This window comes from Jannaschia donghaensis (assembly GCF_001403795.1).
GTDB classification, from domain to species: Bacteria; Pseudomonadota; Alphaproteobacteria; order Rhodobacterales; family Rhodobacteraceae; genus Jannaschia; species Jannaschia donghaensis.
Window position 1 is genome coordinate 1,375,949 of sequence record NZ_CXSU01000012.1, and the last position, 17,600, is coordinate 1,393,548.

General features: G+C 64.7%; 18 protein-coding genes. 7 read left to right on the forward strand and 11 right to left on the reverse strand.

Going from position 1 to position 17,600, the window contains the following annotated elements:
• Nucleotides 1–31 precede the first annotated feature (31 nt).
• On the reverse strand, nt 32–1,063 hold the full coding sequence (locus tag JDO7802_RS16045) for a LacI family DNA-binding transcriptional regulator (protein WP_055086935.1): 1,032 nt from the start codon (nt 1,061–1,063) through the stop codon (nt 32–34).
• Nucleotides 1,064–1,192: 129 nt separating this feature from the next.
• Here JDO7802_RS16045 and JDO7802_RS16050 point away from each other — a divergent pair, with 129 nt between their 5' ends.
• The 5 genes from JDO7802_RS16050 to JDO7802_RS16070 all read left to right on the forward strand — a co-directional run bounded on the left by JDO7802_RS16050 (nt 1,193) and on the right by JDO7802_RS16070 (nt 6,262).
• Nucleotides 1,193–2,275: an ABC transporter ATP-binding protein gene (locus JDO7802_RS16050; protein WP_055086936.1), complete on the forward strand. Its 1,083-nt coding sequence runs from the start codon at nt 1,193–1,195 to the stop codon at nt 2,273–2,275.
• 34 nt (nt 2,276–2,309) lie between these two features.
• A complete protein-coding gene (locus tag JDO7802_RS16055; protein ID WP_083481199.1) occupies nt 2,310–3,638 on the forward strand; it encodes an extracellular solute-binding protein in 1,329 nt (442 codons plus the stop codon).
• Between the two features lie 129 nt (nt 3,639–3,767).
• Nucleotides 3,768–4,682 carry a carbohydrate ABC transporter permease gene (locus JDO7802_RS16060; protein WP_055086937.1) on the forward strand — a complete coding sequence of 305 codons (915 nt, stop codon included), beginning with the start codon at nt 3,768–3,770 and terminating at the stop codon, nt 4,680–4,682.
• A complete protein-coding gene (locus tag JDO7802_RS16065; RefSeq protein WP_055086938.1) occupies nt 4,682–5,554 on the forward strand; it encodes a carbohydrate ABC transporter permease in 873 nt (290 codons plus the stop codon). The genes JDO7802_RS16060 and JDO7802_RS16065 overlap by 1 nt, the downstream gene beginning before the upstream one ends.
• A 6-nt stretch (nt 5,555–5,560) precedes the next feature.
• Nucleotides 5,561–6,262 (forward strand): cytochrome b561 domain-containing protein, encoded by a 702-nt coding sequence (locus JDO7802_RS16070; RefSeq protein ID WP_055086939.1) that lies wholly within the window; start codon nt 5,561–5,563, stop codon nt 6,260–6,262.
• Nucleotides 6,263–6,674: 412 nt separating this feature from the next.
• Here JDO7802_RS16070 and JDO7802_RS16075 read toward each other — a convergent pair whose 3' ends face one another.
• Both JDO7802_RS16075 and JDO7802_RS16080 read right to left on the reverse strand, forming a co-directional pair.
• The gene (locus JDO7802_RS16075; RefSeq protein WP_306455367.1) at nt 6,675–7,175 is read right to left on the reverse strand and encodes a gluconokinase; all 501 of its coding nucleotides are present in this window, start codon (nt 7,173–7,175) and stop codon (nt 6,675–6,677) included.
• The gene (locus tag JDO7802_RS16080; protein WP_055086940.1) at nt 7,172–7,939 is read right to left on the reverse strand and encodes an SDR family oxidoreductase; all 768 of its coding nucleotides are present in this window, start codon (nt 7,937–7,939) and stop codon (nt 7,172–7,174) included. The genes JDO7802_RS16075 and JDO7802_RS16080 overlap by 4 nt, the downstream gene beginning before the upstream one ends.
• 93 nt (nt 7,940–8,032) lie before the next feature.
• Between JDO7802_RS16080 and JDO7802_RS16085 the strand changes: the two genes are divergently transcribed.
• Nucleotides 8,033–9,076, forward strand: coding sequence for an L-idonate 5-dehydrogenase (locus JDO7802_RS16085; protein WP_055086941.1), 1,044 nt, complete (start codon nt 8,033–8,035; stop codon nt 9,074–9,076).
• Here the strand turns inward: JDO7802_RS16085 and JDO7802_RS16090 are convergent.
• Complete coding sequence (locus JDO7802_RS16090) at nt 9,073–9,489, reverse strand: GlcG/HbpS family heme-binding protein (RefSeq protein ID WP_055086942.1); 417 nt, start codon at nt 9,487–9,489, stop codon at nt 9,073–9,075. The genes JDO7802_RS16085 and JDO7802_RS16090 overlap by 4 nt on opposite strands.
• Nucleotides 9,490–9,567: 78 nt before the next feature.
• Between JDO7802_RS16090 and JDO7802_RS16095 the strand changes: the two genes are divergently transcribed.
• Nucleotides 9,568–10,461: an SMP-30/gluconolactonase/LRE family protein gene (locus JDO7802_RS16095; RefSeq protein ID WP_055086943.1), complete on the forward strand. Its 894-nt coding sequence runs from the start codon at nt 9,568–9,570 to the stop codon at nt 10,459–10,461.
• On the opposite strand, the gene JDO7802_RS16100 is transcribed toward JDO7802_RS16095, so the two are convergent.
• From JDO7802_RS16100 to JDO7802_RS16130, 7 genes are all read right to left on the reverse strand, one after another.
• Nucleotides 10,458–11,126, reverse strand: coding sequence for an aspartate/glutamate racemase family protein (locus JDO7802_RS16100; protein WP_055086944.1), 669 nt, complete (start codon nt 11,124–11,126; stop codon nt 10,458–10,460). The genes JDO7802_RS16095 and JDO7802_RS16100 overlap by 4 nt on opposite strands.
• Entirely contained in the window at nt 11,102–12,400 is a 1,299-nt protein-coding gene (locus JDO7802_RS16105) for a TRAP transporter large permease (protein ID WP_055086945.1), read from the reverse strand. The genes JDO7802_RS16100 and JDO7802_RS16105 overlap by 25 nt, the downstream gene beginning before the upstream one ends.
• Entirely contained in the window at nt 12,397–13,107 is a 711-nt protein-coding gene (locus JDO7802_RS16110) for a TRAP transporter small permease (protein ID WP_055086946.1), read from the reverse strand. The genes JDO7802_RS16105 and JDO7802_RS16110 overlap by 4 nt, the downstream gene beginning before the upstream one ends.
• A gap of 55 nt (nt 13,108–13,162) precedes the next feature.
• Nucleotides 13,163–14,107: a TRAP transporter substrate-binding protein gene (locus JDO7802_RS16115; RefSeq protein WP_245624241.1), complete on the reverse strand. Its 945-nt coding sequence runs from the start codon at nt 14,105–14,107 to the stop codon at nt 13,163–13,165.
• A 32-nt stretch (nt 14,108–14,139) separates the two neighbouring features.
• Nucleotides 14,140–15,408, reverse strand: a complete 1,269-nt coding sequence (locus JDO7802_RS16120; protein ID WP_055086948.1) for an NAD(P)/FAD-dependent oxidoreductase — start codon at nt 15,406–15,408, stop codon at nt 14,140–14,142.
• 112 nt (nt 15,409–15,520) lie between these two features.
• On the reverse strand, nt 15,521–17,242 hold the full coding sequence (locus JDO7802_RS16125) for an ABC transporter substrate-binding protein (RefSeq protein WP_055086949.1): 1,722 nt from the start codon (nt 17,240–17,242) through the stop codon (nt 15,521–15,523).
• Between the two features lie 81 nt (nt 17,243–17,323).
• Nucleotides 17,324–17,599, reverse strand: a complete 276-nt coding sequence (locus tag JDO7802_RS16130) for a DUF2160 domain-containing protein (protein ID WP_055086950.1) — start codon at nt 17,597–17,599, stop codon at nt 17,324–17,326.
• Between the last annotated feature and the right edge of the window lies 1 nt (nt 17,600).

Consider the following 17,600-nt stretch of genomic DNA (forward strand, 5'->3'; position numbering starts at 1 on the left):
GCGTCGGTGTTAACGATACCATAAGGGCAGATCACGCCCCGGCTTGCAACCGCCGGCCCTGCGGCCGCGTGGTTCCACCGGGCTGCACCTTCACCGGCAGGGCGACCGCCCGCGCCCCCGCCACGCCGTGCATCCGCGCCAGAAGGTTGCGCGCGCCCATCACACCCATCTGGCGGCGCGGCGTGGACACCGTGGTCAGAGGCACCGGCAATACGGTGTTCAGGCCCAGCGCGTTGAACCCGACGATCCCGATGTCACCCGGCACGTCCAGACCCATTTCGGCGGCGACGGTCATGCCTCCGAACGCCATCAGATCGTTGAGGAAGAACACGACATCCGGCGCATGATCCGCCATCAGTGTCCGCATCCCGTCGGCGCCCATGCGAAAGGCGTTTTCGGGTGCGGCCCCCGCGCGCGCGATCGGGCCGCCCCATACCTGCTCCAACCCCCGGACCCGGGCATCGGCCCGCGGGTCCGTTCCGACACGCGCGCCGACGAAGGCCGGGCGGACATAACCCAGGTCCTGGACATACCGCGCCACGTCTGCGCCGGCGGCGACGTGATCCAGCCCGACGCAGATGTCGATCGGGTCGGACGAGAAATCCCACGTCTCCAATGTCGGAATGCCCGCGTCACGCAGCATCGGGCGCAGGTCAGGGTGGTGATCGATGCCCGTCAGGATCATCGCCGCAGGCCGCCACGACAGAATCCGGGACACCCAGCGCAGCTCTACCTCCGCATCGTATTCGGTGGTGTCGATGACCGTCGAATATCCCGCCCGCTGGATGGTGCCACGCATACCTTGCAACACATCCGCGAAGACATCGTTCAAAAGGTTCGGGACCGAGATGCCCACAAGATCCGCATTGGTCTGCGACAATGCCCGCGCGGCCGAGTTCGGGACGTAGTTCAGCCGTCGCGCGATCTGCAGAATAGCGTCCCGCCGCACGCTCGAAACACCCTCCACGCCGCGCATCGCCCGGCTGACCGTCATGACGCTGACCCCCGCCTCGGCGGCGACGGCATAGATGCCGGAGGTGGTGTCGCGGGGACGGCGGGCCATGCAAACCCTTCGGCGGGAATTGGAAATCTCGACGACGTTAACGTTAACGTGCTTCCGCGACAACCGGACTACCTAAACCCATGCCCGCCTGTAATGTTATCGTTATCAGCCAAGGCAGGGGAGGGCCATGTGCCCGAGATCGTATTCGACAGCGTGGAGAAGTCCTACGGCCCCACCCGCGTGCTGGAACCGTTCGATCTGCATCTTGCCGACAGTGAATTCACGGTGCTCGTCGGCCCGTCGGGCTGCGGCAAATCCACGACGCTGCGCATCCTCGCCGGGCTCGAGACGCTTTCGGGCGGGGAAATCACTTTCGACGGCAACCCCATCAGCCACCTGGACCCCAAGGCCCGCGACATCGCGATGGTGTTTCAGGATTACGCCCTCTACCCGCACATGAACATCGCCAAGAACATGTCCTTCGCCCTGCGGCTGAAGAAGGTGGCGAAATCGGAAATCGACGAACGGGTGCAGCGCACCGCCGACCTTCTGAACATCGGGCACCTTCTCGATCGCAAACCGGCCGAGCTTTCAGGCGGTCAGAGGCAACGCGTCGCCATGGGCCGCGCCATGGTGCGCGACGCGGGCACATTCCTGTTTGACGAGCCGCTGTCGAACCTCGACGCCAAGCTGCGCGCCAAGATGCGCACCGAACTGGCCGAGATGCGCAACACCATCGACAAGAACATGGTCTACGTCACCCACGATCAGGTCGAGGCGATGACATTGGGCGACCGCATCGTGGTCATGGCCAACGGTGTGATCCAGCAGCAGGGCACACCCGAAGATCTGTTCAAGTCGCCGGTCAACAAATTCGTCGCCGGCTTCATCGGCAGCCCGACGATGAACTTCCTCGATGGGGATCTGACCGATGTCGGCGGCACCATGACCGTCGCGGGCGACGGGTTCAGCCTGCCGCTGTCCGACGCACTGGCCGCGCGCCTGCGAACCCATGGCGGCAAGGCGGTCACGCTGGGCCTGCGCCCCTCCTCCATTACACTGGAGGAGACGGCGGGCGCGGCCATTGACCTCCGTGTGATCGTGGCGGAATATCTCGGCGCTCAATCGGTGCTGGTCACCCGTTGCGGCACCGAAGACGTGTTGGTCGAAGCCAACAGTGCAACCCCAATCGCCCCCGGAACGATCCGGACCTTCGGTGTCCTCACGGACGAGCTGATGGTTTTCGATCGCACCTCCGGATTGCGGATTTGACTTGGAAGACTGTTACTCAGGGAGAGAATTACAGATGTTTAACCTCAAGACGACATTGACCGGCGCGACGCTGGCCGCCCTTGCGGCGGGCACGGCCCTGGCAAACCCCTACGCGCCATATGAAGGCACGACGCTGGTGGTGAACTTCCCGGCGCACCCCCACTACGACGCCGCGATCAACGTGCTCGACCAATTCACCGAAGAGACCGGGATCGAGGTCGAAGTCGACCAGCTACAGTATCTTCGCATGCGCGAGCGTCAGACGCTGGAACTCACGAAAGACGAGGGTGATTACGACCTGATCGCCTACGTCGTGTTCTCCAAGGCGGACTACGTCTTTGCCGATCAGCTGGAAAACCTGGCGAAGTACTTCATGAACCCGGCGTTGGCCGATCCAAACTACGATCAGGCGGACCTGATCGACGGCTACGTTCAGAACATCGGCGTCGCCGGTGGCGAAAAGGGCTACCTGCCCGGCAAGATGGGTTCCGCCTTTGGCGTGCCCTTCGGCTCCGAGACGAGTGTTCTGGCCTACCGCAAGGACATCTTCGAGAAGCACGGCATCGAAGCGCCCACCACATATGACGAACTGCTGGAAATCGCGTGCCAGATCCCCGAGCTTGAGCCGGGTATGGGCGGCATGGCGTCGCGAGCGGCGTCCGGCCATCAGGCCAGCCACGCGTTCCTGCTGCACCTCGCCCCCCTGGGCGGCCAGGTATTCGACGACAAGTGGGAGCCGATCATCAACAACGAGGCCGGCGTCGCCGCGGCCAACGCGCTCAAGACGATCGTCGATTGCGGCCCCGAAGGCGGCACGACCTTCGGCCCCGCCGAAGCCGCGGCGTCGTTCAAACAGGGCCAGTCGGCCATGTTCCTCGATTCCATCGCCTTCGCGGCCGGGTTCGAGGATGAGACGGAATCGACCGTCGCCGGCAACGTCGGATACGCGATGCACCCGATGGGTGTGGAGCGTGCCAGCCAGACCGGCGGCTTCGGCCTGGCGATCCCCAAGAACGCCGAAAACAAGGAAGCGGCCTTCCTGCTGATGCAGTGGCTGACCTCCAAGAAGGGCGATCTGGCCGTGGCGATGGAGGGTGGCAACCCGTCGCGCTTCTCGACCTACCAGAACGAGGAGTTGAACGCGAAGTACCCCTACTCCGCGACGTTTGGCGAGGCGCTTGAGTTTGCCGACCCCGACTGGCGTCCGATCATCCCCACTTGGGGTTCGATCAACGCCGACATCGGCACCACGATGAGCCAGGTCCTGACCGAAGGCCTCGACATCCAGGAGGCGCTTGACGGCGTCGCCGAGCGCACGCGCGCTACGATGGACGAAGCCGGCTACTACGCCTGGCAGGAATAACGTCCGCCTGATGAAACTGTCCGGTCCCCCGATGTGCGGGGCCGGACATCAGACGATCACGTCCGATGTGCATCCCCCGTGGATCACCCATGAGTCCGACGTGAAATCCGCCCCTTCGGGAAGCCTCTCATGCTCGCCAATGCCAACCGCCTGACGCCATACCTGTTCCTGGCCCCCGCGATCCTGATCCTCGCGGTCGCGCTGATGTATCCGGTCGGCTATATGATCTGGGCCAGCTTCCTCGACTGGAACCCCAGTCAGCGGATCGCAGAGGCCGACTTCGTCGGGCTGCGCAACTATACCAACCTGTTCAGCGATGCAGCCTTCCTCGAAAGCCTGGGCGTGACGCTGCGGTTCGCCGCCGTCGTCGTGACGGTCGAGATGGTTCTGGGCGTCGGCCTGGCCCTTCTGCTGGACCGGCAGCTGCGCGGCATGACGATCCTGCGCACCGTGTTCATCCTGCCCATGATGATTGCCCCCATCGTGGTGGGCCTGATGTGGCGCTACATGTATCACCCCACCGTCGGCATCCTGAACCGGACGCTCAAATCGATGGGCCTGGACCCGGTTCCCTGGCTGTCCGACGGCGGCTGGGCCTTCACATCCGTCGTGATCGCCGACGTCTGGCAGTGGACGCCCTTCATCTTCATCCTGTCGCTTGCCGCCCTGCAATCGCTGCCGAAATCCGCGATGGAGGCGGCGCGCATCGACGGCGCGACGGGCTGGCAGTTGATCTTCTACATCAAACTGCCGCTGATGATGCCCGTTCTGATCGTGACCGCGCTCCTGCGCCTGATCGACGCCTTCAAAGTGCTGGAGGTCATCCTGGTGATGACCAACGGCGGGCCGGGTCTGTCGACAGAAATCCTGGCGCTGCGCATCTCCCGCACCGCTTCGGAATTCCGCGAATTGGGATATGCGGCGGCCATGTCCAATCTGCTTTTGATCCTGCTCATGGTCCTGACCCTGGCGATGTTCTTCTATGGCAAGATCATGGACGCCCGCGCCGCCCGCATCCGCGCCGAAGCCGAGGAAGCTGTCTGATGGCCGCGAAGAATCCCCAGGCGGCCAACCCCGCATTCTATGCCCTTCTGGTCGCGTTGATCTTCATGTCGGTGGGCCCGATTTTCCTGATGCTGGCGACGTCGTTCAAACTGAACGTCGACATCATGTCCGACAGTTCCGCGCTGTTCTTCTTTCCCACGATCCGCAACTACGAAACTGCGCTGTGCGACATGCTCTGGTACGAGGTGGAGCACGTTCGCCGCTGCGACCCGACCTTTGGGCGCGCGCTGGTTAATTCGCTGATCGTGGCGACTGTCTCTACCGCGTTGACCCTCGTGATCGGATGCATGGCGGCCTACGCTCTGGTGCGGTTCCGCTTCATGGGGCGCGACACGGTGTCGATGACGACGCTGATGATGCGCATGGTCCCGCCGGCGGTCCTGCTGGTCCCGGTCTTCGGCATCTGGACGTTCCAATACGGTATCGACGGCACGCGCTTCGGCCTGATCCTGATCTACACGGCGATGAACCTGCCCTTCGTGATCTGGATTCTGCAGTCCTTCATCGTGCAGGTCCCGATCCAGCTGGAGGAGGCTGCGCGGATGGACGGGGCCAATCCGTTTCAGACATTCTTCCTGGTGGTCCTGCCGCTTATCAAGCCGGGCCTTGCGGCGGCAGCCATCTTTACGTTCCGCGTGGCGTGGAACGAATTTCTTCTGGGCAATGCCTTGGCCGACCGCAACAGCCGGACCGTGCCCGTCACCATCGTGAACTCCCTGACGGAATACGACATCGATTGGGGGGTTATCATGGCAACGGGGATGCTTCTGGCGATCCCGCCGATCATCTTCACCTTCGTCGCCTCCAGGCAAATCATCACCGGCATGACCGCCGGGGCGGTCAAGGGGTGAGCGGCGATGTGGGAGTGGCTCCTCCAACCGATCGACGCCAGCCGGCCCCATGACCTGGGCCTTGTAATCTCGCTTCACGGGCGGATCATGATGTTCGCCTGGGGCGTGATCGTACCACTGGCCGTGCTGATCGCGCGCTACCTCAAGGTCATTCCGGGTCAGGACTTTCCGTCTAAGACCGACAGTCAGATCTGGTGGAATATCCACCGCATCGGCCAACTGGCGGCGGTCATGATGATGTTGGTGGGCGTGATCCTGATCCTGCGTTCGCCGGGGGCGGACTCGACGACCGGAACGCTCTGGCTTCATTCGTGGCTGGGCTGGACGATCTTCAGTTTCGGCGTGGTTCAGGCAGCGTCTGGGTTTCTGCGCGGGTCCAAGGGCGGACCGACCGATCCGCACGGGATCCGCGGCGACCATTACGACATGACCGTCCGGCGCATCGTCTTCGAAGTGGTGCACAAAGGCCTGGGTTACGGCGTTCTGGCGATGGGCGCGATCACGATCCTGACTGGCATGTGGCAGGCCAACGGGCCGATCTGGATGTGGATCGGCGTGCTGCTGTGGTGGTCGTTGCTGCTGGCGATCGCATATCTTTTGCAAAAGCTCGGCATGGCGATGAACAGCTACCGTGCGATCTGGGGGCCGGGCACGCCGCAGCCACGCTATCAGCCCCGGGGCTCCTCCCCGGACGGGGACGCGACCTAGTTCGGTATGGGGGGCGGTCGTTACATGGTGGTGGATCCGCTCGTCGAAGAAGCGCCGCAGCAGGGCCAGCCTCGCCTCCCGCACCCTCGATAGGCACCAACGACCCAAGCGCGACGGCAACCGCGTCCATACTCAAAAACTCCTTCACCGGATCAGCGGAGACTCCGGCGTGTCTCGTTTTTGGCAGTGATGCGGACCAAAACGACACCGGGCATCCGCTTCCAGACAGGCACCGGTTTCTGCCGCACAGCGGCGCGGAACGTGTCTGTCTTACCGGGATGGACGATCCCCCCGAACCGGGCATAGCGGGGGGATCGTTATGTCAGGGCCGTCGGGCCATGAAGGGCCTGCATCAACGCGGTCAGGTCTTTCCCCACCTGCGGCGATCTTCTGGCCTGTCTCGTCGTCTCCCTCAGGGCATCCTGCCGACGGCGGCGACGGCTTGCGCGATCAGGTCTTCGGGCGGCTGATCGATATCCAGCGTCACGACGGGCTCATCCGCGCCGGGCATCTCTAAGGTCTCGAGCTGACTGTCGAGGAGTTTGGTCGGCATGAAATGCCCATCGCGTTTGGCCATCCTGTCCTTCAACACCTCGTAGCTTCCGTGCAAGTGGACGAAGACCACCGGCACGCCGGCCCGCGCGATGATGCGGTCGCGGTACGCGCGTTTCAGGGCGGAACAGGCAATGATGCGCGGCGGCGTCCCCTGCCCCAGCGTCTCGCCCACCTTGTCGAGCCAGGGCCATCGATCCTCGTCGGTCAACGGCTCTCCGGCGCTCATCTTGTCGATGTTCGATTGCGGATGCAGGTCGTCGCCGTCGATGTAGGTGCCGCGCATTTTTCGGGCCATACCTTCGGCCACCGTGCTCTTGCCGCAGCCGGACACGCCCATGACGACGTAATACCCGATCACAGGGACGCCGTGATCCCACCGTCCACATAGACAACGGTGCCATTCACGAAACTGGACGCGGCGGACGACAGGAAGATGCAGGTCCCGACCAGTTCTTCGACGTCGCCCCAGCGGCCTGCGGGCGTCCGGTTCGACAGCCATTCGGTAAACTTCGGATCGTCCACCAGTGCCTTGTTGAGCGGCGTATCGAAATACCCTGGGGCCAGCCCGTTGCACTGCAACCCGTGCTTGGCCCAATCGGTCGCCATCCCCTTGGTCAGGTTCGCCACGGCCCCCTTGGTCGCGGTGTAGGGGGCGATACCGGGGCGGGCAAGCGCCGTCTGCACCGAGCAGATGTTCACGATCTTGCCCGCGCCGCGCGTGATCATATGCCGCGCGACGGCCTGACCGACGTGAAACACCGACGCGATATTGGTCTGCAACAGCTTCTCGAACGCATCGGCCGGGAAATCCTCCAACGGGGTGCGGTGCTGCATCCCGGCGTTGTTGACCAGGATGTCGATGGGGCCGGTCTCGGCTTCGAAGCCGTCGATGGCCGTTCGCACGCTGTCGTGGTCGGTCGCATCGAAGGGCAATGTGGCAACCGTCGCACCCTCGCCGCGCAGCGTTTCGGCCGCTGCCTCCAACTTGGCGGTATCGCGCCCGTTCAGAACGATCGACGCGCCCGCCGCGGCCAGCCCCCGCGCCAACGCAAACCCGATCCCCTGGGAAGATCCGGTGATGAGCGCGCGCTTGCCGGACAGATCGAAAAGGGAGAGGCTCATGGGCGATGTCCTTGGTCTCGACAGGGGAAGATGCGACGTTTATGTTATCGTTAACACCCCAAGTCAACCGCGCCGCCGCCCGGAAGGAACCCCGTGACCGTCCACAGCAAATCCATTGTCATCCACGCCCCCCACGACCTGCGCATCGAATGCACGGAGGTCGTCCCACCCGCCCCCGGAGAGGTGCAGATCGCCATGGCCGCGGGCGGTATCTGTGGGTCCGACCTGCATTATTATCACAACGGCGGGTTCGGCACGATCAAGCTGCGCGAACCGATGGTTCTGGGTCACGAGGTGGCGGGCCACGTGACAGCATTGGGCGACGGCGTGTCGGGTCTGGAGGTTGGACAGCTGGTCGCGGTGTCACCATCGCGCGCCTGCAATCATTGCAAATTCTGCCTTGAAGGCGCGCAGAACCAGTGCCTGAACATGCGGTTCTATGGCTCCGCGATGCCCTTCCCGCACATTCAGGGTGCCTTTCGACAGGTTTTGAACGCCGATACGTCGCAGTGCGTCGTGGCCGATGGCCTGACGCCGGGCGAGGCGGCGATGGCGGAACCGCTGGCCGTGTGTCTGCACGCGACGCGGCGGGCGGGCAACCTGGTGGGCAAATCGGTGCTGGTCACGGGCTGCGGCCCCATCGGCATCCTGTCGATCATCTGCGCACGACGCGCGGGTGCTGACCTGATCGTCGCGACCGACCTTTCGGATTTCACCTTGGACATGGCCCGTCGCGTGGGCGTGGACGAGGTGGTGAACATGGGCGACGCGACCGACGGCCTGGCGCGGTTCACGCCCGACAAGGGCACGTTCGACGTGCTCTATGAATGTTCCGGCGCGGCCCCGGCCCTGACGGCCGGCATCCACGCCATGCGGCCTGGCGGGACGATCATGCAGCTGGGTCTGGGCGGCGACATGACCCTGCCGATGCAGGCAATCACCGCCAAGGAGCTGTCGCTGCGGGGCTCGTTCCGCTTCCACGATGAATTCCGCACCGGGGTCAACCTGATGCGCAAGGGCCTGATCGACGTCAAACCGCTGATCACCCATACTGTCGGCATCGACGATGCGGTGTCGGGATTCGATCTGGCCGGCGACCGCAGTCGGACGATGAAAGCCCAGATCATCTTCGCCTAGATCGCGGCCCCGACGGCGCGCAGCGCGGCTTCGGCCACGGCGACGTCCTGATCCCCGGTGCCCGACCCGACCCCGATACCGCCCATCAGAACCCCGTCGATCCGGATCGGCAGACCACCGGGCAGACCGGTGACCCGTCCGCCGGTCGCCGCGGCGATGGCCGGGCGCACGCCCTCGGGCACGGCGGTGGTCGGAGTGCCGGCACTGGCGACGGTCAGGGCTTTGGTCAGCGCTGATTTGCGGCTCAGGAATTTGGCACCGGTCATGCGAACCTCGGCCACGACATCGCCGGCGGCATCGACGATCACGATGCACTGGGGCTGTCCGATCTCCTCGGCCTTGGCGATAGCGGCGCGCAGCATTTCCATCGCGCCGACATGCGTCAGGACGCGGGTGGCGGCGGTGTAGTTCATGGCAGCTCCGAAGTTTGACGGACGGCGGTGTTAACGATACCAAACTGGCACGCGCTGCCCAGGAAGGATACCCGCCCCATGTTAGATTTCCAGATCGTCGATCCGGCCTTTGGGCGCTATGTGATGGGCAACGCGCCGGTCAAACGCCTTGCCACGGGCTTCGACTGGGTCGAGGGGCCGGTGTGGTTCGGCGACGCCGATTGCCTGCTGTTTTCGGACATCCCCAACAACCGCATCCTGCGCTGGTCCGAGGAGACGGGAATCTCGACCTATCGCGCGCCGTCGAATTATTCCAACGGCCACACACGCGACCTGCAGGGGCGTCTGGTCAGCTGCGAACACGGAACGCGGCGCGTGACGCGTACCGAACTTAACGGATCGATCACGATCATCGCCGACGGGTTCGACGGCAAACGATTGAACTCGCCCAATGATGTGGTGGTGAAGTCCGACGGCTCCATCTGGTTCAGTGATCCGCACTATGGGATCATGACCGATTACGAAGGGTTTCGCGGGGCGCAGGAAAACCCCTGCGTCGTGTACCGCGTCGGCACCGACGGCGCGATGACGGTGGTGGTCTCGGACATGAACTGCCCCAACGGCTTGGCGTTTTCCCCCGATGAAAGCCTGCTTTATGTGGCCGACACGGGACGGATGTTTTCGGACGACGCGCAGCATATCCGCGTCTATCCGGTGCAAGGCGAGGGGCTTGGCGAAGGAACGCTTTTCTACAAGGTCGACGTGGGCATCGCCGACGGGTTCCGGCTGGACGAATACGGCAACCTGTGGACCTCTGCCGGGGATGGTGTGCATTGCCTGTCGCCAGAAGGCGCACTTCTGGGCAAGGTTCTGGTGCCCGAAGTGGTGTCGAATGTCTGCTTTGGCGGGCGGGCGAAGCATCAGCTCTACATCACGGGGTCCACCAGTCTTTACCGCGTGACGCTGGCCGTCAGCGGCGTGCAGCGGCCCTAGAGGAATGCCGGCCGAACCGTTCCCGGCCGGACCGCTTCGATGCAGGTCAGGATGTCGGTGATCGGCAGATCGGCAATCGCCCGGATCGCCGCCTTGTAGGGCGGCAGGTTGGTGCATTCGAGAAGGATGTGGCGGTGGTGCGAGCGCAAGTGCGCGCGGATTGCCGCCGCGACCTCCTCTCCGGCCCGCGCCGTATCGAGCGTCGCCATGTCCCCTGCGATTACCCGTCTTAGATGACTGTCTTCAGGCAGGCCGACGATGTCGCAATCGTATCCGGCCAGATGCGCGGCGGTCAAACTACCCCAATCGTAGGTCGCGATCAGGATGCCCCGAGGCCCATGCGTTTCCGACAGCTCGACCAGCGCGCCGAGGGCGGAGGCGATAAAAGGTCGGCCTGTCCGGGCGGCAAGCCGCGCTTGATGTGGCGCGAGAAAGCCGCAGGAGGTCACGATGACGTCCCCCCTGGCCCGCGCGATGGCCGCGTCGAACGGAGCGAGGTCGATGGTGTCGGGGCGGTCCGTCACCACCCGCGCGACGGTGGCACGCGGAATACGGATAATTTCGACCGGCGCACGGTAGGTCCGCGCGCAGGCCACGTCGCCCGGCACGCGGGGAAACCGCGTGTCCAGTTGCAGGACCGTCAGCGCAGGTTGTTCGGCAGCCACGTCGCCAACCCCGGAAACGCCACAAGCAGGACCACCATCAACAGCATCAGGGCCACCATCGGCAGCGCCGCCTTGGAGATGTAGCCGATTTCGTGCCGGGTCATGCTCTGAAGAACGAACAGGTTGAAGCCGATGGGCGGCGTCACCTGCGCCATCTCCACGACGACGACGATGAAGATGCCGAACCAGATCGGGTCTATCCCCGCCTGCCGGATCATCGGCTCGACGATGGCCATGGTCAGCACGACCGAGGAGATCCCGTCGAGGAACATGCCCAAGATGATGTAGAACACCGTCAGCGCCGCGATCAGCGCGATTGGCGAGAGATCAATACCATCGATGAAGGCTGCCAATGCGCGCGGCAGGCCGGTGAACCCCATCGACAGCGACAGGAACGCGGCGCCCATCAGGATCAGCGCGATCATCGCCGAGGTGCGGGTGGCGCCCATCAGGCTCTCGAAGAAGGTCGCGGGCGTCAGCGACCGCTGGAACGCCGCAAGCGTGAGCGAGCCCAGAACGCCGACCGCCGCCGCCTCGGTCGCGGTGGCCCAGCCGAAGTACATCGACCCGATCACCGCGAACACGAGGCAGAGGACGGGAATCAGGAACCGGCTCTCCGACAGCATCTGGCCCAGGGTCATCGCGGGCTCGCCCGCCGGGCGCTCGCCCGGTCGCAGAAGGTGCCAGCCCACGATGTAGGACCCGAAGAGCGCGGCGAGGACGAGGCCGGGGATGATGCCCGCCATGAAGAGCTTGATGATGCTCTCGTTGATGGAGACGCCATAGACGATCAGCGTCAGCGACGGCGGGATCATCAGGCCCAGCGTCGCCGCCCCCGCCAGGGTGCCGACGATCATGTACTCGGGGTAGCCGCGCTTGCGCAGCTCGGGGATCGACATCTTGCCCACCGTCGTCAGCGTCGCCGCCGAGGAGCCGGAGACGGCCGCGAAGATCGTGCAACCGGCGATGTTGGTATGCAGAAGGCCGCCGGGCAGGAACCGCATCCACGGCGCGAGGCCGCGAAACATGTCCTGGCTCAGGCGCGTGCGATACAGGATCTCGCCCATCCAGATGAAAAGCGGCAGGGCCGTCAGCGTCCAACTGCTCGACGACGCCCAGATCACGGTGATCATCGCGTCGCCGGCCGGGCGCGTGGTGAACAGCTCCATCCCGACGAAGGCGACGCCCATCAGGGCCAGGCCGATCCAGATCGACGAGCCCAGGAGCGTGAAGAGAACGAAAAGGAAAACGATCGTGGCGTAGGCTTCGGTCATTCCACCGCCTCCGACACGATGGGGTTCCGGCCCGTCGCGGCCATCCGGCAGAGCGTATCCCAGAGCGCGACGGCCAGCAGGACCGTGCCCGCCGACATCGCCAGCTGCGGGATCCAGATCGGGGTATAGGCCAGCCCCTCGGACGCTGCCAGCGCCGCGCCCCATTCGCCGGGCGCGCGCGACGGCAGCGTGAACAGCGTCACCAGCCATTCGGGGATCTGGTCCTGCCCCTGCGTGCGGTCGTTCAGGAGGGCGGAAAACCCGTTCGCCTTGATGGCGTAGCGGGCGAAATAGGTCGCGATGACGGCGGCCCCGAAGACGGCGAAGAGGTCGAGCCAGCGCTTCAGGAAGGCGTTGGCGTTCAGGATGATCGACACCCGGATATGCGCCCCCCGCGTCAGGGCATGGGCCAGCGCGAAGAACGACGTGGCCGCCATGGCATAGCCGGCGAATTCGGTCGTGCCCGGCAGGGCGAAGCCCGTCCAGCGCGCGATCATCTGCGCCACGATCAGCCCGAGGATTGTGCACATGAAGACCGCCGACAGGCAGCCCGCGCCAAGGTAGAGCCAGTCGAGCGCCCGCCACAGCGGGCCGAGCGGCCCGGCGATGCGCGGCCCGAGCACGAAACAGGCGGCGGCGATCAGGCTGGGCAGCACGAAGAGCCACGCCCAGAGCGGCAGGCCCAGTACGGGCGCCCAGTCGGTCATGCGGTATTCCTTGCCGGGGGGTGGGCCGGCCCCGGGCGGGACCGGCCCGAATGCGTCACTCGGCGGTGTAGGCGTCGAGGATGGCCTGACCCGCTTCGCCCGTATCGGCCAGCCAATCCTCGGTCATCCCGGTGCCGATGGTTTCGAGCTCGGCCAGGAACTCGGGGCCGGCATCGGAGACGATCATGCCGTTCTTGGCCAGCTCGTCGAAGTAGAAGTTCGTCAGCTCCTCCGACTTTGCGAGGCAGGAGGCCCCGGTCTCGTCCGCCGCCTGCTGAACCGCGGCCTGCGTATCGGCGTCGAGGCCGTCCCAGACGCCCTTGTTGACCATGACGTAATTGCGCGGCAGCCAGGCGTTGACCTTGTAGTAATGGCTCAGCTGTTCCCAGACCTTCCGGTCGTAGCCCGTCGCGCCCGACGAGATGAACGCCTCGGCTACGCCGGTCGCCAGGGCCTGGCTCAACTCCGCCGCCTCGACCTGCACCGGGATCATGCCCAGTTCCTCGGCGAAGGTCGCCGTCGCGGTGTTGTAAGAGCGGAACTTGATGCCCTGCGTGTCCTCGGAAGATGTGACTTCCTTGTTGAAATAGAAGCCCTGCCCCGGCCAGGGGCAGGTGTAGAGCGTGACGAGCTGCTGCGCCTCCAACTCCTCGGCGACGGGCCCCTTGGCCGCCTGCCAGAGTTTCTCGTTTTCGGCGTAGGAGGTGGCGACGAAGGGAAGGTTGTCCCACCCCAGGAGCGGCGTCTCGTTCGCGTGGCCGGACATCAGACGCTCGCCGATGGGCACCTGCCCCGTCTGGATCGCCCGCTTGATGTCGCCGCCCCCGAAGAGCGAGCCGCCGGGGTGCACCGTGATGTCGATGGCGCCGTCGGTGTAGTCGCGCACCTTGTCGGCGAAGATCTCGCCCTGTTCGGAATGAAAGTTCGAGGCCGCATAGGCCATCGGCATGTCCCAGGCCTGCGCGTGGCCATCGGCAAGGGCAGTGGTGGCGGTCAGCATGGCGATTGCGCCGGTGACGGCGGATGTCTTGATCATCTGTCTCTCCCTGGATGCCGCACTTGGCGCGCGACGTGTTTTTGCGGATCGAAGGGGGCAAGGTCGATGTTCGGCCCCCGTCCCCCGATCAGGTCCGCGATGATGCGACCCGTTTTGGGACCACCTGTCAAGCCGACGTGTTGGTGGCCGAATGCGGAATAGCTGCGCCCCCCGACGGTGTTCGCCCCAATCAGCGGCAGGCTATCTGCGGGGGCGGGGCGATGCCCCATCCATTCGGTGACATCGTCGTAAGTCACGCCCGGCAGAAGGTCGGCCATCTGGCGACGCAGCAGGTCGAACGGTGCGCGCGACGGCGGCGCGTCCAGTCCGCCGAACTCGATCACCCCGGCGGCCCGGATACGTCCGTCCATCGGTGTGACGACGAATTTGCCGGCGGCGACCATCACCGGATTGACCGGCATTGCCGACGGGTTCGTCAGCTCGATGTGATACCCCCTCTCGCTCTCGAACGGGACTTCAACGCCCAGTTTGTGCGCGATCCGTTTCGACCAGGGGCCAAGGGCAAAGATAATACGGTCTGCCGTCATCAGGCCGTCCGACGTTAGCAGCGCGGTCACGTCGCCATCGGCCACGTTGATGTCGGTGATTTCGGTCAGGTGGAGGATGCCGCCCTGTGCCACGAAATGGTCGGCCAGTGCGCGCACATACGCCCCCGGATCGCTGATCCGGCCGTGGTCGCGGCACCTGACCACGCAGCCGAAGGCATCGCCCCAGACCGGATCTTTCGTCGCATATTCCGCGCCGCCCAACACATCGAACCTAACGCCCGCCTGTCGCCGGACGCCCCAGCCGTATCCATCCGCGTCAAAGGCCGCGCGCGTGGCGTAGCCGAAGCAGTAATCCTCGCGCCCGAGATATTTTTCAGCGTCTGTGCCCGCGCAAAGGGCGGCGTGTTGATCCACGCTGTCGTGCAACAGCCTGCCCATTGCGGCCGCATACCTGCGGACGTGGACATCGTTGGCGTGCGACAGGTAGCGCGTCAGAAACGGCAGCAGCCGGGGCAGATAGGACCAGCGCAGGAACAATGGCTGATCGCCCGAGAACAGCATTCCCGGCGCGCGGCGCATCAGGCCCGGCGTCGTGACCGGGACGACAGCCCCTGCGGCAAGCACCCCGCCGTTGCCGTGGCTCGTCCCCCTGCCCGGCCCTTCGCGATCGACGAGAGTAACCGCATGGCCCGCACGTTGCAGCCAGATGGCGGTCGATACCCCGACGATGCCCGCGCCTGCGACGATGATCTCCATGGCCCCTCCCCCGATTGCCTCCAAGCGTGGCGCGTCGGGCGGGCAAAGGAAAGGGGGGCGACCCTGCGGCCGCCCCCCCGGTTTCGTCACGCCTTGGACAAGGCGCGCGGGATCACTCCCAGGACTTGATCAGCTCATCGTAGGCGATGGTCTGAGGCTCTTCGTCCTCGATCTCGATCTTGGCATAAGGCGCGCCGGGCTGGGCGAACCAGTATTCCGCGTCCTGCTCCTCGTTGAGGACGGGGCCCAAATCGCCCTGGACGCCGGCACGCTCCAAACGCTCCAACACCCGCTCCTGATCGGAGCAGAGCGCGTCCAGCGCCTCCTGCGGGGATTTCGCCCCAGACATCGCGTCACCGATGTTCTGCCACCACAGTTGCGCCAGCTTGGGATAGTCCGGCACGTTGGTGCCCGTGGGCGACCACGCGACGCGGGCGGGCGAGCGGTAGAATTCGACCAGACCCCCCAGTTTGTCCGCACGCTCGGTGAAGTGGTCCGAGTCGATGGTGGACTCGCGGATGAACGTCAGGCCGACGTCGGACTTCTTGAGGTCCACCGTCTTCGACACCACGAACTGCGCATAAAGCCATGCGGCCTGTGCGCGGTCGACGGGTGTCGATTCCATCAACGTCCACGATCCGGCATCCTGGTAGCCGACCTTCTGGCCTTCCTTCCAGTAGACGCCGTGCGGCGAGGGGGCCATGCGCCACTTGGGCGTACCGTCCTCGTTCATCACCGGCAGACCCGGTGCGACCGTGTCGGCGGTGAAGGCCGTGTACCAGAACATCTGCTGCGCGATGTTGCCCTGCGCCGGGATCGGACCGGCTTCGGAGAACGTCATGCCGGCGGCGGTGGGCGGCGAGTACTTGTCCAGCCATTCGATCGCCTTGGTGACCGCATAGACGGCCGCGGGACCGTTCGTGGCACCGCCGCGGGCAACGCAGGACCCTGTGGGCTGCGATTGCTCGTTCACGCGGATGCCCCATTCGTCGACGGGCAATCCGTTGGGCTCGCCCACATCGCCGGCACCGGCCATCGACAGCCACGCGTCGGTGTAGCGCCAGCCAAGCGATGGATCCTTCTTGCCGTAGTCCATGTTGCCGAAGACCTCGCCCTCGACCCCCAGACGCGACAGGTCGCGGCCGGTGAAGAACTCGGCGATGTCTTCGTAGGCAGACCAATTGACCGGAACGCCCAGCTCGTAGCCATATTCCTCCTGGAAGTCGGCCTTGTTCTGCTCGTCGTTGAACCAATCATAGCGGAACCAGTAGAGGTTCGCGAACTGCTGCGTCGGCAATTGGTAGAGTTTGCCGTCCGGTCCGGTGGTGAAGGACGTACCGATGAAATCGTCGATATCGAGCGTCGGCAGCGTCACCTCCGCACCCTCGCCAGCCATCCAGTCGGTCAGGTTGCGTACCTGCTGATACCGCCAGTGGGTGCCGATCAGGTCGGAGTCGTTGATGTAGGCGTCATAGATATTCTCGCCCGACTGCATCTGCGTTTGCAGCTTCTCGACAACGTCGCCCTCGCCGATCAGGTCGTGGGTGACTTCGATCCCGGTGATGGCGGTGAACGCCGGGGCCAGGACCTGGCTTTCGTATTCGTGGGTCGCGATCGTTTCCGAGACGACCTTGATCTCCATGCCCTGATAGGGTTCGGCAGCGTCCACGAAGAATTGCATCTCCGCTTCCTGCTCCTCACGGCTGAGCGTGGAAAGGCCGTCGATCTCGTTGTCGAGAAACGCCTGCGCGGCTTCCATGTCGGCGATGGCCGGGCCGGCCAGCAGGCCGAGCGCCAGCGCGACCGCCGTACTGGATTTAAGTGAATGGTTCATCATTTCCTCCCTATGGAAAATTCGATTTCGTTTTCAGCGGCCCCGGTTCGTGGTGCCCGGTGACCGCTTCTCTCCCCGTGCCTATACCCAGCGAAAAACCGCGGCGGCATAGACCAGGCAGACAACAAGCGCGAACGGTTGATACGCGCCGACGAGTCCGAGCCAGGCCAGATTGATGAAGGCCGAACCCAGAAGCGTTATGAACAGACGATCGCCCCGCGTCGTCTCGATCCGAAGGATGCCCCGGCGGGGCGTCTCGGGAAATTTGATCGCCAGCACCGTGAACACCGTCAGGATACTGGCGATGACGACGAAGAATATCGCGGTCGGGCCGGTCCAGGCCATCCAGTCAAGCATG

Bases quoted from the DNA above. Each gene is read 5' to 3' on its own strand.
- JDO7802_RS16125 (WP_055086949.1), bottom strand. From the start codon at position 17,242: ATGAACCATTCACTTAAATCCAGTACGGCGGTCGCGCTGGCGCTCGGC.
- JDO7802_RS16070 (WP_055086939.1), top strand. From the start codon at position 5,561: ATGTGGGAGTGGCTCCTCCAACCGATCGACGCCAGCCGGCCCCATGAC.
- JDO7802_RS16120 (WP_055086948.1), bottom strand. From the start codon at position 15,408: ATGGAGATCATCGTCGCAGGCGCGGGCATCGTCGGGGTATCGACCGCC.
- JDO7802_RS16065 (WP_055086938.1), top strand. From the start codon at position 4,682: ATGGCCGCGAAGAATCCCCAGGCGGCCAACCCCGCATTCTATGCCCTT.
- JDO7802_RS16080 (WP_055086940.1), bottom strand. From the start codon at position 7,939: ATGAGCCTCTCCCTTTTCGATCTGTCCGGCAAGCGCGCGCTCATCACC.
- JDO7802_RS16090 (WP_055086942.1), bottom strand. From the start codon at position 9,489: ATGAACTACACCGCCGCCACCCGCGTCCTGACGCATGTCGGCGCGATG.
- JDO7802_RS16115 (WP_245624241.1), bottom strand. From the start codon at position 14,107: ATGCTGACCGCCACCACTGCCCTTGCCGATGGCCACGCGCAGGCCTGG.
- JDO7802_RS16130 (WP_055086950.1), bottom strand. From the start codon at position 17,599: ATGCTTGACTGGATGGCCTGGACCGGCCCGACCGCGATATTCTTCGTC.
- JDO7802_RS16110 (WP_055086946.1), bottom strand. From the start codon at position 13,107: ATGACCGACTGGGCGCCCGTACTGGGCCTGCCGCTCTGGGCGTGGCTC.
- JDO7802_RS16045 (WP_055086935.1), bottom strand. From the start codon at position 1,063: ATGGCCCGCCGTCCCCGCGACACCACCTCCGGCATCTATGCCGTCGCC.
- JDO7802_RS16105 (WP_055086945.1), bottom strand. From the start codon at position 12,400: ATGACCGAAGCCTACGCCACGATCGTTTTCCTTTTCGTTCTCTTCACG.
- JDO7802_RS16060 (WP_055086937.1), top strand. From the start codon at position 3,768: ATGCTCGCCAATGCCAACCGCCTGACGCCATACCTGTTCCTGGCCCCC.
- JDO7802_RS16095 (WP_055086943.1), top strand. From the start codon at position 9,568: ATGTTAGATTTCCAGATCGTCGATCCGGCCTTTGGGCGCTATGTGATG.
- JDO7802_RS16055 (WP_083481199.1), top strand. From the start codon at position 2,310: ATGTTTAACCTCAAGACGACATTGACCGGCGCGACGCTGGCCGCCCTT.